This window comes from Nitrospirota bacterium, from assembly GCA_040754395.1.
Classification (GTDB): domain Bacteria; phylum Nitrospirota; class Thermodesulfovibrionia; order Thermodesulfovibrionales; family SM23-35; genus JBFMCL01.
Genome location: JBFMCL010000027.1, coordinates 24,130 through 38,348, shown reverse-complemented (window position 1 = coordinate 38,348; position 14,219 = coordinate 24,130). Strand labels below are relative to the sequence as shown.

The window sequence follows — 14,219 nt, the reverse complement described above, 5'->3', positions numbered from 1 at the left end:
GATACTGGTTATTGGCTGATGTTTATAAAGGAAGGACTTTTGTCGATGGTGTATTGAAGCAGGAAACCAAGGTGCTTGAAAGGATGGCCGCCTAAATGCTTTTTACACACCTATTGACATGACTCCTGAGAGGAAAAATGATGAGTGTAAACCAGAAAACAATTTTGCTTGCATAAATATAGCCCTTGGCTAATCTAACAGCTTGATCGCCTTGTAAGGGGAAAAAATGATAAATACCTGTATCAAGTTTTTTATCCCTAACGGCTTTTTCTGATATTTTATTAATTACTCTTTGAAGAAAAAACGCTGCTAAAACCGCAATTAAATACAGTATCAATGCTTTTATTCTTATTTCACTCATTTATAACTAATTACCTAAATAAAAAAGCATTGCCGATTTTCATTTGTACTATTTGAAATTATATCAAACTTCCGGGGAGTGGAGTACAGGAAGAATTTGTAAGAGAGCTTTAATAAAAATAACCACAATTCATGTCTTGCCATTTGAAGCTTTAATTATCTTAAAGGCTATCATAAGTATTATGGCGATAATACAAATGAGAACACCGTAAAAGATTTTTACAGCTAATAGGTTAAGATGCGTAAAGCCTTCGAGAAGATTACGATTATCGTTCCTACATAGAAAAACGACGAAAATAATAACTACTGTTCCCCATAAAATGTTTCTCCAATTTTTACCCGTTATCCCTATTATGATAAAACCAAAACCGACAAGTGCAAAAACAACTAAACGAACTGGTGCTGTCCAAGACGGATAAGCAGCAAAGAACCACCATAACCAATCAGAATTATTCATCTAAAATCTATGCAATATGTATAAAAGAATCCTCTTACATTTAGCACAATTATATCAAGTTCATGGGAGAGAACTTCAGGAAAACGAATATGAAGCTCTCCAGATTAACCGATGAATCTGTAAACTATGTTGATGAGAATCTGGTGCAGCGCGCAAGTGTACTTGTCTATTAAACGGTGATTATATCGAAGTTTTCGCCTGTTAGACATTTTCCGCCATCAGTTGTAACCTCAAAAGTATTTTCGACTCCAACCATTCCGAAATCCGGGATGCCAATTTTGGGCTCGATAGCAAGGGTCATCCCTTCTTCAAGCGGAAAATCGAATCCACTTGCCAAAGCGGGATATTCATCTACGGCAAGCCCGATGCCATGGCCTATGAAGAACACTTTATTTTTCCCCAACCCCATAAAGCCATCTCGCCATGCGGAGTGCTCAACCTTATCGAGGCAATACTGCCAGATTTCACTTGGCAGGATGCCCGGCCTCAGAAATTCTGTGATTTTCTCCTGCAAATCGATACAGAACTCATGTGCCTTCATAGCTTTCTCCGGCACATCTTTCTTCTCCCCAAGCCAGTAAACTTGCGTCTTATCGGTCATGTAGCCAGCAAAAGTAAACCCGTTATCTATGATAAGAGGCTTCCCCGTTGTCCATTTCACTTCTGCTGATCCCATGTGTGGTATTGCCGGATGCACACCCCGAAGACCGACAGGGCCGTTGAAGACACTCGGATAATTTGCGCTGTCTCCAACCGAGACAAATGCAAGAAAGGCTTCCTCTCCATAATTTTCCATTCGGAGGATCCCGAGATGGCCTTCGGAAAAGAATAGCTCTGAAATTTTTTGACATATCTCAAGTTCAGTTATCCCCTCGTAAAGAAATGGCAGCAGCAGTTCAGTCAAACATCTTGCATGTTTGGCGCCTGCTTCCCGCAAGATATTGAGCTCCCACGGTGACTTATGCGCACGACTCATGCCTAAGACCCGATCTGCGGGAATGAACTGATGCCCGGGGAGGTATTTGATAAGGCTGTTTGAGAGAGCCCACGATAACCCATTCATCTCAGCGGCAACCAGTTCAGGCAGAGAAAAACCCAGATCGTGAAGTATTGACTTTACATCGCCATATGATCTGAATGAGTAAATATGCCGTATCGGTGACTCAATTCTTGCTCTTTCATCGCCACGCCTGCACAATAATATGGGCTCGCCATTGACGGGCAACCACAACACTCCATTGGCAAACGAACCGCTGAGATAATAGATATTTAAACGGGAGAAAACCAATATCCCCTGAGCTTGCGGGATAAATTGCTGCAGAAGCTTTTTGCACCTGTCCCACCGGGAAGCTAACTCTTGTGCAGGAACACTGTTGTTCAAAGCGTAAAGCTCCAGAAGTGCTTTTCAAAAAAGAGCATCGTACGCATGAACGCGAACATAGTGTTTATTTCCGGGATTCTCGCCATAGCATCAGCGCAAGTCCTGCCATAACCAAAAAACCGGGAACGCTTATCCAAAAGGGAATAATAAGGCCGTTTATCATAACCTCCCAGCCAAAGTGCTGTTAACTTTGTTATCTCCACATTTTCCCCCCTTTATTGCGATGAAAATCTTTGCAGAATCTGCCGCAAAAGAGAAGACATCCGCGAATCCCTGAAGATAAAACGCTTATTTCCCGAATACCCTCTGGAAAATATATTCCGTATGCTTGAGGTAATATGCAAGGTCAAAAATTCCCCTGATCTCACCTGTCCCGAGATGCCTTCTCACCTCTTTATCCTTCAGTAACAGATCTCTGAACGTGGCCCCCGTCTTCCAGCTCTTCATCGCATTTCTCTGGACAATCTCATAGGCGTATTCGCGGCTCATCCCCTTATCGATAAGGGCGAGCATCACCCGCTGGGAATTGAAGAGCCCGTAGCTTGCAGCCATATTTTCCTTCATCTTTTTCGGATACACATGCAGTCTCTCCAGGATTCCTCGTATCCTGTCCAGCATGTAGTCCACGAGTATCGTACTGTCCGGTATGATGATCCGTTCGACGGAAGAATGGGAAATATCCCGCTCATGCCACAAAGCGATATTTTCGAGTGCTGCCAGCGCATTCGACCGCACAACCCTTGCGAGACCCGAAAGGTTTTCACACCCGATCGGGTTCCGCTTATGGGGCATTGCGGAAGAACCCTTCTGGCCGGCCATGAACGGCTCTTCTGCCTCGAGCACCTCAGACCTCTGCAGATGCCGTATCTCGACAGCTATCTTCTCCACCGAGGCTGCGATCAGGGCAAGCGTCGTGAGGTATTCCGCATGCCTGTCACGCTGCACAACCTGCGTTGCGACCGGTTCGGGTTTCAGGCCAAGCCTTTTGCAGACTTTCTCTTCGACCGCAGGCGGGATATTCGAAAAGGTCCCGACCGCGCCCGAGAGCTTGCCGGTGCTGATCATCTCTCTGGCTTTTTTCATCCTCGAGAGGTTCCTGTTCATGTCGCTGTACCAGAGGGCGAACTTGAGCCCGAATGTCATGGGCTCCGCATGGACACCGTGGCTTCTTCCGATCATCGGCACGTCCCTGTACCTGAAGGCCTGTTTCTTCATCACTTCCATGAGCAGCCTGATGTCCTTAATGATAATGTCCGCTGCTTCCCTCATGAGAATGGCAAGTGCCGTGTCAAGGATATCTGAAGAGGTTAATCCCTTATGGATGAACCGTGATTCCGGGCCGAGGCTCTGGGCCACTGAGGTGAGGAACGCAATGACATCATGCTTGACCACCTTCTCAATCTCATCAATCCGCCTGATGTCGAACCCTGCCTTCTGCCTGATAGCCTTAAGGGCATCGCGGGGTATCTCGCCAAGCTCTGCCCATGCCTCGCATGCCGCGATCTCAACATCGAGCCATTTTTGGTATTTGTTCTCCACCTCCCACAGTCTCCCCATTTCAGGGCGTGTATAGCGTGCTATCATAATGCCTCCTCATTCCAATCCTCATTGTGGAATTCTGATAAATGTTCCCTCAATTTCTTCGCATGCCAGTCGGGAACGGACAAGAGCATATCAGGCTCCACCGGTCCTGTAAACTATACGATTGTACCACCTATCCCCTTGCAAAATCAGCTATTATTATGTTACTCTTGACTTCCTGAAAGAACGGCTTGTTTCTTTCAGAAAATACATCATTCTGCCTCTGTGCGCCGGCATGGCGAACGCTCGAGTAAACAGAGGGAAGAGACAGGAGGAGCAAAGAATATGGTAGCTGCAATGAAGGAACTGCTTGAAGCAGGGGTACACTTTGGCCATCAGGTAAAACGGTGGCATCCGAAGATGAAAAAATACATCTTCGGCGAAAGAAACGGCATTTACATCATCGACCTGCAGAAGACTGTCAGGGGGCTTGAGGATGCCTATAATTTCGTGAAACGCATTTCGATGTCCGGTTCACCGGTGCTGTTTGTCGGCACGAAAAAACAGTCACAGGATGCGATCAGGGAAGAGGCCCAGAGGGCCGGTGCGTTCTATGTGAACCAGCGGTGGCTCGGCGGGATGCTGACGAATTTCACCACGATAAAAAAGAGCATAGAAAAACTGAAAAAGATCGAGACGATGAAGCAGGACGGAACAATGGATCTGCTCCCGAAAAAAGAGGTTTCTGCCCTCGAAAAAGAGCGCTTCAAGCTTGAAAGAAACCTTTCCGGGATCAAGGACATGACGAGTTTTCCCGGCGCACTGTTCATCGTTGACCCGAAAAAAGAAAGGATAGCCGTAGCGGAAGCAAAAAAACTCTCTGTGCCCATCGTCGCGATCGTTGATACGAACTGCGATCCTGATGAAATCGATTATGTCATCCCCGGCAATGATGATGCGATCCGGGCGATAAAACTCATCACCTCGAAGATTGCAGATGCGATCGTGGAAGGAAAAGAGACCTTATCAAAAACTGTGGCTGAACAGGCGGAGACCCCCGAGATCGCGGAAAAAATCCGGCAGGAAGAAGCAGGGGTGACAGAATGACAACAATCTCAGCGGAAACAGTCAAAAACCTCAGGGAGAAAACCGGCGCCGGCATGATGGAATGCAAGAAGGCTCTTACCGAAAGTGACGGGGATATTGAAAAGGCAATCGATCTCCTGCGGCAGAAAGGCCTTGCGAGCGCGCAGAAAAAAGCCGGAAGAACGGCTTCGGAAGGACTCATTGAATCATATATCCATATGGGCAAGATCGGGACCATGGTTGAGATCAACTGCGAAACGGATTTTGTCGCAAGGACTGAGGACTTCAGGGAACTTGTCAAGGATGTTGCCATGCATATCGCTGCGGCAAACCCTCTGTACCTTTCGAGAGAAAACGTGCCCCAGGACATGATAGAGCGCGAAAAGGAGATCTACAGGGCGCAGGTCGCGGACAAGCCCCAGCAGGTAGTCGAAAAGATTATCGAAGGGAAACTCGAAAAATTTTACACGGATGTCTGCCTGCTCGACCAGATATTCATTAAGGACCCTGAACAGAAGAAAAAGATACAGGATATCGTGACTGACAAGATTGCAAAAGTCGGTGAAAATATCGTCATCAGAAGATTCGCCCGGTTTCAGCTGGGAGAAGCAGCCGCAGGTTAGGAAACTTGAAATACAAAAGAGTACTCCTCAAAATCAGCGGAGAAGCCATGATGGGAGACATGGCATACGGAGTTGACCCGGCAACAGTCGATTATATCGCAAAAGAGATAAAGGACGCGGTTTCCATGGGAGTCGAGGTCGCAATCGTAATCGGCGGGGGGAACATCTTCAGGGGAGTAGAAGCAAGCGTAAAGGGGATAGAAAGGGCATCCGCCGATTACATGGGAATGCTTGCAACCGTCATCAATGCCCTCGCGCTCCAGAATTATCTTGAGAAATACACCATCCCCACCAGGGTACAGTCAGCCATTGAAATGAAGGAACTGGCAGAGCCATATATTCGGCGCAAGGCGATGAGACATCTCGAAAAGGGAAGAACGGTCATCTTTGCAGCCGGTACCGGGAACCCGTACTTTACCACTGATACCGCCGCTTCCCTCAGGGCTATGGAAATCGGTGCAGATGTAATTTTAAAGGCAACAAAGGTAGACGGCGTGTACTCCTCGGACCCCATGAAGGACCCCTCTGCAAAAAAGTACACAACGGTCACTTATATCGAGGTGCTAAAAAACGGGCTCACCATTATGGATTCGACCGCAATATCCCTATGTATGGACAACAATCTCCCGATTGTGGTATTTAATCTGAGAGGCAAAGGCAATATACGCAAAATTTTGGAAGGCAAAAAAATCGGAACTCTTGTAAGGGGGAACGATGGAGGAAGAGTTAAAAAGAAAGACCACTGAGCGCATGAGCCGTACCATAGATGTTCTGAAGAAGGATTTCGCCTCTATCAGGACCGGAAGGGCCTCCCTGGCACTTCTCGACGGGATTACCGTAAACTACTATGAGACACCAACTCCACTTCAGCAAATTGCAAGTCTGAGCATCCCCGAAAGCCGTCAGATGGCGATCACCCCGTGGGACCCGAAAATCATCTCTGAAATCGAAAAAGCCATTTTGAAGTCAGACCTCGGCCTGACCCCAATGAACGACGGCAAGATGATTAGGATTAACATCCCTCCACTCACAGAGGAGAGGAGAAAACAGCTCGTCAAAACAGTAAAGAAAAAGGCGGAAGAAGCAAAGGTCGCGATCAGAAATATCCGCAGGGATTCCAACGACGAACTGAAAAAACTGGAAAAGGAGAAACACCTCAGCGAGGACGTGGTGAAAAAGTCACAGGATGAGGTGCAGAAGATTACGGATTCTTTTATTGTGAAGGTTGACGAAGTCCTTGCGAACAAGGAAAAAGAGATAATGGAAGTATGAGATGGTACACAGCAATTTCATGCTGAAAGTGACAGACGCAAAGCTCACGGATATCAAGAAGGCGCTTCTTTCCGCAGGGATCACGGTCAGAAGCATTATCGAGGTATTCAGGGAAGAAGAGAAACCTCAGGAAGAGCAGAAGGAAACAGAATAATGGCAACCAAAAAGACAAAAACGAAGACTGTGCAGAAAAGCGGCAGGAAAGAAAAAAAGACCGCGGCAAAAACAGCCAAGCCCCCTGCAGAGAAACCCTCTGCTCCCTCAGGAAAAAGAAAGCACGTTGCCGTAAAACCGGCCCCGAAGAAGGCTCCGGCAAAGAAGAAAACAGCGTCTGCCGGAACAAGCAAAGCGCCTCCTGCGAAAACCCGGACAGGGAAATCCGTTCCTTCCAAAAGGAAAGGCACTGCTGCAAAAGCACAAAAGGCCGTCAGACAGCGCAGCATTATGCAGCCTATGGGTGCGGTCACAGAGGAAGAGAGAAATCGTGCGCTCAAAAGGTTGCTTATCGCAAAGAAGCAGGAGCTGTTCAAAGAGGTAAAGAACGAGATATCAAAATACATAAAGGGAGAGACAAGACAACTGGTAGACACAGCCCTCGACGACGGTGACTGGTCGATTGTCGATCTGTCCGAGGATATCAGCTTCAGGCATCTCAGCAGTCACAGGGAAACCCTCCTGAAAATAGACGAGGCGCTGCGCAAGCTCAATGAAGGGACCTATGGAAGCTGTGAAGACTGCGGAGAAGAGATAAGCGAGGCGCGGCTCAAAATCCTTCCCTTCGCGATTTACTGCATCGATTGTCAGGAAAAGCGGGAGAAGCTGGAAGAAATGGAAAGACGGGAAGGCCTGATCGGCTAGCCCCCTGTTTCCCTGTCTATAACCGGCAGGTTTCTGCGATACACCTCATCCAGGATTTCCTTTGCACCTTTTGAAAGAATCTCCTCTGCAAGCAAGATTCCCATAGACTCTTCCTCCCCGGGGATTCCCTTGCTGCGTCCACTTATAATCCTGTCCCCGCTGACGCTTCCGACAAGCCCGTCCATAATGATTGCTCCGTCAATCATCCGTGCATGTGCCGCAATAGGAACCTGGCATCCGCCTTCCAGTCTTTGCAGGAAAGCCCTTTCAGCCCTTACACAGATATCCGTTTCAGAATGGTTCAGGGGCATTATGAGGGTGTGGATGAAGGTGTCATCAGTCCTGCATTCAATTCCGACAGCACCCTGCCCTATCGCAGGCAGGCTCACCTTAAACGGGAGGATTTCGGCAATACGATGCTGCAGGCCAAGTCGTATTACACCGGCAGCAGCAAGAATGATGGCATCGAACTGCCCTTCATCCAGTTTGCGAAGCCTCGTATCGAGGTTTCCCCGGAGCTGCCCGATGCGCAGGTCAGGACGTATGCTGAGCAGCTGGCATGCCCGCCTGAGGCTGCTGGTACCGACCCTTGCCCCTTGTGGAAGGGTATATATTAATGATCTGGCATTTTCCCCCTGTTCCCCCTGAGAAAACGCGGACAAGGAGGAAATTGATTTCTGGCCGACTATGAGCGCGTCTCTCGGGTCTTCTCTTGCACAGATGACCGCCAGATGCAGTCCTTCGGGAAATTCCGTCGGGACGTCTTTCATGCTGTGCACTGCGATATCAGCCTCCTGCCGCAGGAGGGCCTCTTCTATTTCCTTCACAAAAAGCCCTTTCCCCCCGACCTGTGCAAGAGGCACATCAAGGATTTTATCTCCTGTCGTCTTTATCCTGTTCAGCTCAATCTCAAGGCCCGGACTCAGCTTCTGCAACTCCGCTTTCACGAATTCCGCCTGCCATACTGCGAGTTTGCTTCCCCTTGTGCCAATGGATATTTTCTTAGTCCCCATTCTTCTCCTCTTCGATCCCGTAAAGTCTCTTGATTGTAGCGACCAGGATATCCTTGTTCTCCGAATCCTCCTTCAGCGCTGCGGTAGGCGGGTGGATAAGCTTGTTCATAATGGCGGTGGCCATATATTCAATGGCCTCCTTTTCCTTTTCCCCGATTCCCTCAATCTTATGGAAAAGCCTCTCAAGCTCTTCCTTCCTCACCTCTTCAGCCTTCTCACGCAACGCAACAATAGTCGGGACAGAATCAAGTGAGACAAGCCACTTGAGAAAGGTCATAATCTCTTCCGCAATAATGTTTTCAGCCTTTTCCGCTTCTTTCTGCCTCTCGAACATGTTCGCGTCAACAACTCCCTGAAGGTCATCGACATTATAGAGGTAGACATTATCCAGCTCATTTATCGCGGGATCGATATTTCTTGGTACCGAGATATCGATCAAAAACACCTGCCGCTGCTTTCTCTCCTTCATGACCTTCTGCATTTGGGATTTGGTAAGAATATAGTGCGGCGCGCCGGTCGAGCAGATGACAATATCGGTCCGGACCATCTCCTGGATGAATTCCTCGAATTTCACCGGCCTCCCATGAAATTCCTCCGCCAGTTCACAGGCACGTTCAAACGTCCTGTTGGAGACGAGGACCTCTCTGACACCGCTGCTGATCAGGTGTTTTGCAGCCAGTTCCGCCATTTCGCCGGCCCCGAGCAGCATGAAGACCCTTTTTGAAAGGTCAGTGAATATTTTTTTTGCGAGTTCGACCGCAGCGAAACTGATCGAAACAGCATTTTCCGCGATTTTTGTCTCTGTTCTCACCCGTTTTGCAACAGATATCGCTTTTTTCATCAGCTTGTTCAGCAGGATACCGGTCGTCTTTTTGGAAAGCGCAAGATCAAAGGCATCTTTCAGCTGACCGAGGATCTGCGGCTCGCCGACCACCATGGAATCAAGGCTTGACGCGACCCTGAAGATATGCCTTACCGCATCGATATCGTCGTAGATATACAGGGAATGTTCAAGCGAATTCCTCTGTATGCCGTGGAATTCGGAAAGGAATGTCCTGACAGATACGGAGGCCTGTGCAGGGTCAGTCACGTTTGCGTAAAGTTCCACCCTGTTGCAGGTGGACAGGATGATCGCTTCACGTATTTCAGGGAGCTCCCTGAAACGCAGAAGTCCTTCTTCCAGTTTGGGACCGTTGAATGCCAGTTTCTCCCTGACCTCAACATCAGCGACTTTATGATTCAGTCCTACGACAAATATTTTCATAGAAAGACATGAAGACCTTTCTGGAGCAGTTTGATACCAAAAAACGCGATCATGATCGTCAGAAAGCCGATCATCGACAGGATGGCAGCCCTTTTGCCTCTCCATCCTAAGACGAGACGTGCATGAAGGATGATTGCATAAATAAACCATGTGATCAGTGACCAGGTCTCTCTCGGGTCCCAGTTCCAGAATCTCCCCCAGGCAGTCTCGGCCCAGAAGGCACCTGTGATGATCGCCAGGGTGAAAAGGGGGATCCCAAAGCTAATCAGGCGGTAATTCACCTCATCAAGTGTCTGAAGGCTTGGCAATCTCCCGAAGAGGCCGCCGAGCTGCTTTGATTTCACATAATGTTCCTGCACAAGGTACATGCATCCGATGCCGAATGCCATCGCGAAAGCCGCATTCCCGAGAAACGCAAAAACAGTATGTATGCCAAGCCAGTAGCTCTGCAGCACCGGGGTCAGGGGTTTTACCTCTCTTGAAAGCATCGAGGATATAAGCATCAGGATGAACACAATAGGCATGATGAATGACGGCAGGAGGCCGATTTTATATCTGGTCTGGAGAATAAAAAAGATTAGGACTATGCACCAGCTGAAAAACGATGTCGCTTCATGGGGGTTTGTAATGGGAAGATGTCCTGCGGTGAGATACCGGGAAACAATACTCGCGGTGTGGATCACGAAACCGATCACTGCTGCTGCAATCGTAATTCTCGCGGTTATTCTGGACTCTTTGAAAAGTTCCGTGATACTGATAATGGTCGCGGCAAAATACAGCGTAAGTGCAAGTTCAAAGAGTATCACTCCCATCAGAAGCAACCAAGCTCGCAGTCAGTGATCTTTACTCTCAGCTCATCGGCCACGCTGCCGACATTTTTGTAAGATACGGCAAGGTCCTGAGCGATTTTTCTGGCAACAGGACAGGGAAGCCTGTTGTCCACCGCGTGCTTCTTTATCTCTTCTGCGATCTTATCTCTCATTTCACAGGAAGTTTGCAATCACCGCACAAATCATGAAAATCATTCTTTTATACAAAAATATTACACCATCAGGCTTTCAAAACTCAATTTGACCGGAGGCCTCTGTCTGCATATGACCAGATCTTCAGAGAACACGGTATCCATCTTTTTTCAGGAGTACCGCAGGCAATAATACTCCGTATTGTATTGCGTACTGAAAAAAGGCGATCAGCGCAAAGAATTGCTGTCTTTTGCAGGGAAGAACGTCTGGATGGCAGATTCAATATATCCCTCGAACGCTATTACCATTTCAACATTCAGTGAGGTGATCTTGGATAACACTGCCTTAAGATCGGCATCCTGCGGTTGTGAGGTGGCGACAACAAGGATGTCGGTGCCTTTCTTTTCCACAGGAATCACTTCGAATTTCTTCACAACTGCCTCAGGCATGCTTGTGGCAATCTCCTGAGGGATTGATATACGGGAAAGGTCGATCCACGGATGTTTGAACTGGGTGGCAAGGGCGATACAGATATCATTCGGGGAGATATATTTGAGGTCCACCAGCACCTGCCCCAGTTTTTTCTTCCGGTTCTCCTGCTGAATGCGCAGCGCGTTATCCAGCTGCTCGTCGGTAATATATCCTGCTTCAAGCAAAATTTCTCCGAGCATCTTGTTTTTTTCCTTCTGTTTATCAAGAGATTCCCGCAGCTGTTGTTCACTGATAATCTCCTTTTCCCTCAGAATCGTACCGAGTTTCTTCTCCCTGGTTTCTCTCTGGTATCTCAGGGATTCAGTCAGCTGTTCATGTGTAATCTTGTTCTGATCCACAAGGATCTTTCCGAGGAGTCTCTTGCTTACTACATGTTTGACCGACTGCGCATTGACATAAATCCGGTCGCTCCTGTCAGCAGGATTCAGGGGGATCAGGAAAAAGCCGGGATCGTTCGGACTGTATTTAAGAGTAGAGCCGTGAATAACTTCACCGTCCCTGAATTCGACGATGAGTCTGAAGGCCAGGGTTCCCGCATATATCGATTGGTCGATGGTTTCCATTCGCACACGGGAACCACCGGGCTCCTCTTTTTTGAGAAACAGGATCATCTTGACCGCATCGACCCTCACTGCCCTTGTCTCAGGTATTCCGCCCGGGCCCTCAACCTGCAGGGGAAAGGTGGGTTTGTTGACATTGAACAGCATGACCTCGCCGGTAATCTCTTCTCCGTTCAGATACTTAACGGTAACACGTGCCATTGCGCTGTCTCCTTATACTAAAAAACCCTTTCCAATCAGTGCGGATACGATATACAATATAGCTTGTTATTTATTTGTATTTTATAGTATTAGCGGTAAAATTGAAAATAGGTGCTTTCCGGTGCTGATACTGAATGTGTTCGAAAAACTTGGTGACCTTTGTCTCTACTATCTCAATCAGGTGGGCAGGATGGGGATATTCCTGTTCAACGTGACAATAAGCATATTCAAGCTTCCCTATTATAAAATCTCTTATATCACGAAGCAGATCTACATCATCGGGTCGCTGTCGATCTTCGTCATCATATTCACCGGAGCCTTTACCGGCATGGTACTCAGTCTGCAGGGATACACCACCCTCCGCAAGTTCGGTTCCGAGGGGCTCCTCGGATCGGCTGTCGCCCTGAGTCTTATCAGGGAACTGGGGCCGGTACTGGCCGCACTGATGGTAACCGGAAGAGCCGGTTCCGCCATTTGCGCTGAAATCGGTATCATGCGAAACTCGGAACAGATTGATGCGCTTGAATGCATGGCGATCGATCCCCATAAGTACATTATCGCCCCGAAATTCATTGCAACGATCCTCTCGATGCCTCTGCTGACCGCAATTTTCGACGTAATCGGCATTTTCGGCGGATATCTTGTGGGAGTCTCTCTCCTCGGTGCCAACGAGGGGTCGTATTTTTCAAGCATGTACAAGGATGTGGAGTTCAATGATATATATATGGGGTTCGTGAAATCACTCTGTTTCGGACTGCTGATTGTGTGGATATGTTCTGCTAAGGGCTACTTTGTCCATTATGAGAGAAAGGGCGGGTTCGGTGCTGAAGGAGTGAGCAGGGTAACTACCAATGCCGTCGTTCTTACGTCTGTCGCTATTCTGGTATTTGATTATTTCATCACCTCTTTTCTCTTATGAACATGGAACCGATAATTCGGCTGGAAGATGTGAGAAAGACATTCGGAACACAGCAGGTTCTGAAGGGTATTAACCTTGCCATTTATGAAGGAAAAACGACAGTTATCGTCGGAGAGAGCGGAAAGGGGAAAAGCCTTATCCTGAAGCATATCCTCGGTCTTATAAAGCCTGACAGCGGGAAAGTCATGGTATACGGCAAGGATCTCAGCATGATAAAAAAACAGGACCTGAAGGAGATCAGGTCTTATTTCGGGGTGCTCTTTCAGAACGCAGCGCTTTTTGATTCGATGACCGTCTTTGACAATGTTGCGTTGCCGCTGCGGGAGCGAACCAAGGCCTCTGAAGAAGAGATAAGGCGCATTGTGAATGAAAAGCTGCAACTGATGGATCTCGAGGGGAGCAATGAGAAATATCCTGCTCAGCTGAGCGGCGGGATGAGAAAACGGGTCGGCCTTGCAAGGGCACTTGTGCTGAATCCGAAAATAGTGTTTTTTGATGAGCCGACAACAGGACTTGATGTCGCAAAGAGCAACGAAATATACCGCGTATTCTACAGGACACAGACGAAACTGGGCTATACTGCCGTTATCGTAAGCCATGATGTGCCGAAGATTTTCAAGCTCGCCGATTATGTTGCACTCATCCATGAAGGTATCATTCAGGATTGTCTTCCTCCGGAAGCATTTCAGACATCAGACAATCCGCATATCAGGGATTTCGTGGAAAAAACCATGGGGCAAATCTATGAAAGTGAAGAAGTGGAGGGTTAGCAGATGAACAGAATAACTATTGAAACATCCGTGGGAATTTTTCTGGTTGTAGGACTTTTGTGTCTGGCCTATCTCTCTGTGAAACTCGGTGATGTCGAACTGTTCGGCACGAAACTCTATTCCGTCCAGGCCCGCTTCAATAATATTTCGGGACTGAAAAAAGGATCAGAGGTCGAGATCGCCGGGGTAAAGGTCGGCAAAGTCTCCAGAATATCCCTCGACAACTACCGGGCCAATGTAGAATTGCTGATCAATCCTGATGTCAGGATACAGGAAGATTCCATCGCCAGCATCAGAACCCAGGGGATCATCGGGGACAAATATGTTAAGATATCTCCCGGCGGTTCCGATGAGTATATCAAGCCGAAGGGAATTCTGTCAGAAACGGAATCTGCAGTTGATATCGAGGAACTGATCAGCAAGTATATTTTTGAAAAGGAGTAGACTGGCAAGGATCCGGCCTTGACCACGGCATGAAAA

At 47.9% G+C, this 14,219-nt stretch carries 18 protein-coding genes; 9 read left to right on the top strand and 9 right to left on the bottom strand.

The features are described from left to right. Positions 1-91: 91 nt before the first annotated feature. From AB1552_12395 to purB, 4 genes are all read right to left on the bottom strand, one after another. Positions 92-361 (bottom strand): hypothetical protein, encoded by a 270-nt coding sequence (locus tag AB1552_12395; protein ID MEW6054568.1) that lies wholly within the window; start codon positions 359-361, stop codon positions 92-94. 129 nt (positions 362-490) lie between these two features. Then, on the bottom strand, positions 491-817 hold the full coding sequence (locus AB1552_12390; protein ID MEW6054567.1) for a hypothetical protein: 327 nt from the start codon (positions 815-817) through the stop codon (positions 491-493). A gap of 169 nt (positions 818-986) precedes the next feature. After that, entirely contained in the window at positions 987-2,198 is a 1,212-nt protein-coding gene (locus AB1552_12385; protein ID MEW6054566.1) for a Xaa-Pro peptidase family protein, read from the bottom strand. A 288-nt stretch (positions 2,199-2,486) separates the two neighbouring features. Next, positions 2,487-3,782, bottom strand: coding sequence for an adenylosuccinate lyase (purB, locus tag AB1552_12380; GenBank protein MEW6054565.1), 1,296 nt, complete (start codon positions 3,780-3,782; stop codon positions 2,487-2,489). A gap of 282 nt (positions 3,783-4,064) precedes the next feature. Between purB and rpsB the strand changes: the two genes are divergently transcribed. The 6 genes from rpsB to AB1552_12350 are packed head-to-tail and all read left to right on the top strand — an operon-like array spanning position 4,065 to position 7,558. Further along, a complete protein-coding gene (gene rpsB / locus AB1552_12375; protein MEW6054564.1) occupies positions 4,065-4,826 on the top strand; it encodes a 30S ribosomal protein S2 in 762 nt (253 codons plus the stop codon). After that, positions 4,823-5,428: a translation elongation factor Ts gene (gene tsf, locus AB1552_12370; protein ID MEW6054563.1), complete on the top strand. Its 606-nt coding sequence runs from the start codon at positions 4,823-4,825 to the stop codon at positions 5,426-5,428. Before rpsB ends, tsf begins: the two co-directional genes overlap by 4 nt. Continuing rightward, a complete protein-coding gene (gene pyrH / locus AB1552_12365) occupies positions 5,389-6,174 on the top strand; it encodes a UMP kinase (GenBank protein ID MEW6054562.1) in 786 nt (261 codons plus the stop codon). The genes tsf and pyrH overlap by 40 nt, the downstream gene beginning before the upstream one ends. Beyond that, entirely contained in the window at positions 6,143-6,700 is a 558-nt protein-coding gene (frr, locus tag AB1552_12360) for a ribosome recycling factor (protein MEW6054561.1), read from the top strand. Before pyrH ends, frr begins: the two co-directional genes overlap by 32 nt. A gap of 1 nt (position 6,701) precedes the next feature. Next, positions 6,702-6,854, top strand: a complete 153-nt coding sequence (locus tag AB1552_12355) for a hypothetical protein (GenBank protein MEW6054560.1) — start codon at positions 6,702-6,704, stop codon at positions 6,852-6,854. Further along, positions 6,854-7,558 carry a TraR/DksA C4-type zinc finger protein gene (locus tag AB1552_12350; protein ID MEW6054559.1) on the top strand — a complete coding sequence of 235 codons (705 nt, stop codon included), beginning with the start codon at positions 6,854-6,856 and terminating at the stop codon, positions 7,556-7,558. The genes AB1552_12355 and AB1552_12350 overlap by 1 nt, the downstream gene beginning before the upstream one ends. Here AB1552_12350 and hemC read toward each other — a convergent pair. The 5 genes from hemC to AB1552_12325 all read right to left on the bottom strand — a co-directional run bounded on the left by hemC (position 7,555) and on the right by AB1552_12325 (position 12,050). Beyond that, on the bottom strand, positions 7,555-8,571 hold the full coding sequence (gene hemC / locus AB1552_12345; GenBank protein ID MEW6054558.1) for a hydroxymethylbilane synthase: 1,017 nt from the start codon (positions 8,569-8,571) through the stop codon (positions 7,555-7,557). The two genes, AB1552_12350 and hemC, sit on opposite strands and share 4 nt — an antisense overlap. After that, the gene (hemA, locus tag AB1552_12340; protein ID MEW6054557.1) at positions 8,561-9,835 is read right to left on the bottom strand and encodes a glutamyl-tRNA reductase; all 1,275 of its coding nucleotides are present in this window, start codon (positions 9,833-9,835) and stop codon (positions 8,561-8,563) included. The genes hemC and hemA overlap by 11 nt, the downstream gene beginning before the upstream one ends. Beyond that, positions 9,832-10,647: a c-type cytochrome biogenesis protein CcsB gene (ccsB, locus tag AB1552_12335; GenBank protein MEW6054556.1), complete on the bottom strand. Its 816-nt coding sequence runs from the start codon at positions 10,645-10,647 to the stop codon at positions 9,832-9,834. The genes hemA and ccsB overlap by 4 nt, the downstream gene beginning before the upstream one ends. After that, positions 10,647-10,817 carry a hypothetical protein gene (locus AB1552_12330; protein ID MEW6054555.1) on the bottom strand — a complete coding sequence of 57 codons (171 nt, stop codon included), beginning with the start codon at positions 10,815-10,817 and terminating at the stop codon, positions 10,647-10,649. Before AB1552_12330 ends, ccsB begins: the two co-directional genes overlap by 1 nt. A gap of 207 nt (positions 10,818-11,024) precedes the next feature. Continuing rightward, on the bottom strand, positions 11,025-12,050 hold the full coding sequence (locus AB1552_12325) for a hypothetical protein (protein ID MEW6054554.1): 1,026 nt from the start codon (positions 12,048-12,050) through the stop codon (positions 11,025-11,027). A 127-nt stretch (positions 12,051-12,177) separates the two neighbouring features. Here AB1552_12325 and AB1552_12320 point away from each other — a divergent pair, with 127 nt between their 5' ends. Genes AB1552_12320 through mlaD form a run of 3 tightly spaced genes read left to right on the top strand, consistent with a single transcriptional unit; the run spans position 12,178 to position 14,183 of the window. Next, a complete protein-coding gene (locus AB1552_12320) occupies positions 12,178-12,969 on the top strand; it encodes an MlaE family lipid ABC transporter permease subunit (GenBank protein MEW6054553.1) in 792 nt (263 codons plus the stop codon). 2 nt (positions 12,970-12,971) lie between these two features. Beyond that, positions 12,972-13,739: an ATP-binding cassette domain-containing protein gene (locus AB1552_12315; protein MEW6054552.1), complete on the top strand. Its 768-nt coding sequence runs from the start codon at positions 12,972-12,974 to the stop codon at positions 13,737-13,739. Between the two features lie 3 nt (positions 13,740-13,742). Beyond that, entirely contained in the window at positions 13,743-14,183 is a 441-nt protein-coding gene (gene mlaD / locus AB1552_12310) for an outer membrane lipid asymmetry maintenance protein MlaD (GenBank protein MEW6054551.1), read from the top strand. Positions 14,184-14,219 lie beyond the last annotated feature (36 nt).

What these genes read in the sequence shown, in the direction of transcription:
- AB1552_12395 (MEW6054568.1), bottom strand. Translation starts at nt 361, where the DNA reads ATGAGTGAAATAAGAATAAAAGCATTGATACTGTATTTAATTGCGGTT.
- AB1552_12390 (MEW6054567.1), bottom strand. Translation starts at nt 817, where the DNA reads ATGAATAATTCTGATTGGTTATGGTGGTTCTTTGCTGCTTATCCGTCT.
- purB (MEW6054565.1), bottom strand. Translation starts at nt 3,782, where the DNA reads ATGATAGCACGCTATACACGCCCTGAAATGGGGAGACTGTGGGAGGTG.
- rpsB (MEW6054564.1), top strand. Translation starts at nt 4,065, where the DNA reads ATGGTAGCTGCAATGAAGGAACTGCTTGAAGCAGGGGTACACTTTGGC.
- tsf (MEW6054563.1), top strand. Translation starts at nt 4,823, where the DNA reads ATGACAACAATCTCAGCGGAAACAGTCAAAAACCTCAGGGAGAAAACC.
- frr (MEW6054561.1), top strand. Translation starts at nt 6,143, where the DNA reads ATGGAGGAAGAGTTAAAAAGAAAGACCACTGAGCGCATGAGCCGTACC.
- AB1552_12355 (MEW6054560.1), top strand. Translation starts at nt 6,702, where the DNA reads ATGGTACACAGCAATTTCATGCTGAAAGTGACAGACGCAAAGCTCACG.
- AB1552_12350 (MEW6054559.1), top strand. Translation starts at nt 6,854, where the DNA reads ATGGCAACCAAAAAGACAAAAACGAAGACTGTGCAGAAAAGCGGCAGG.
- hemC (MEW6054558.1), bottom strand. Translation starts at nt 8,571, where the DNA reads ATGGGGACTAAGAAAATATCCATTGGCACAAGGGGAAGCAAACTCGCA.
- hemA (MEW6054557.1), bottom strand. Translation starts at nt 9,835, where the DNA reads ATGAAAATATTTGTCGTAGGACTGAATCATAAAGTCGCTGATGTTGAG.
- ccsB (MEW6054556.1), bottom strand. Translation starts at nt 10,647, where the DNA reads ATGGGAGTGATACTCTTTGAACTTGCACTTACGCTGTATTTTGCCGCG.
- AB1552_12330 (MEW6054555.1), bottom strand. Translation starts at nt 10,817, where the DNA reads ATGAGAGATAAGATCGCAGAAGAGATAAAGAAGCACGCGGTGGACAAC.
- AB1552_12325 (MEW6054554.1), bottom strand. Translation starts at nt 12,050, where the DNA reads ATGGCACGTGTTACCGTTAAGTATCTGAACGGAGAAGAGATTACCGGC.
- AB1552_12315 (MEW6054552.1), top strand. Translation starts at nt 12,972, where the DNA reads ATGGAACCGATAATTCGGCTGGAAGATGTGAGAAAGACATTCGGAACA.
- mlaD (MEW6054551.1), top strand. Translation starts at nt 13,743, where the DNA reads ATGAACAGAATAACTATTGAAACATCCGTGGGAATTTTTCTGGTTGTA.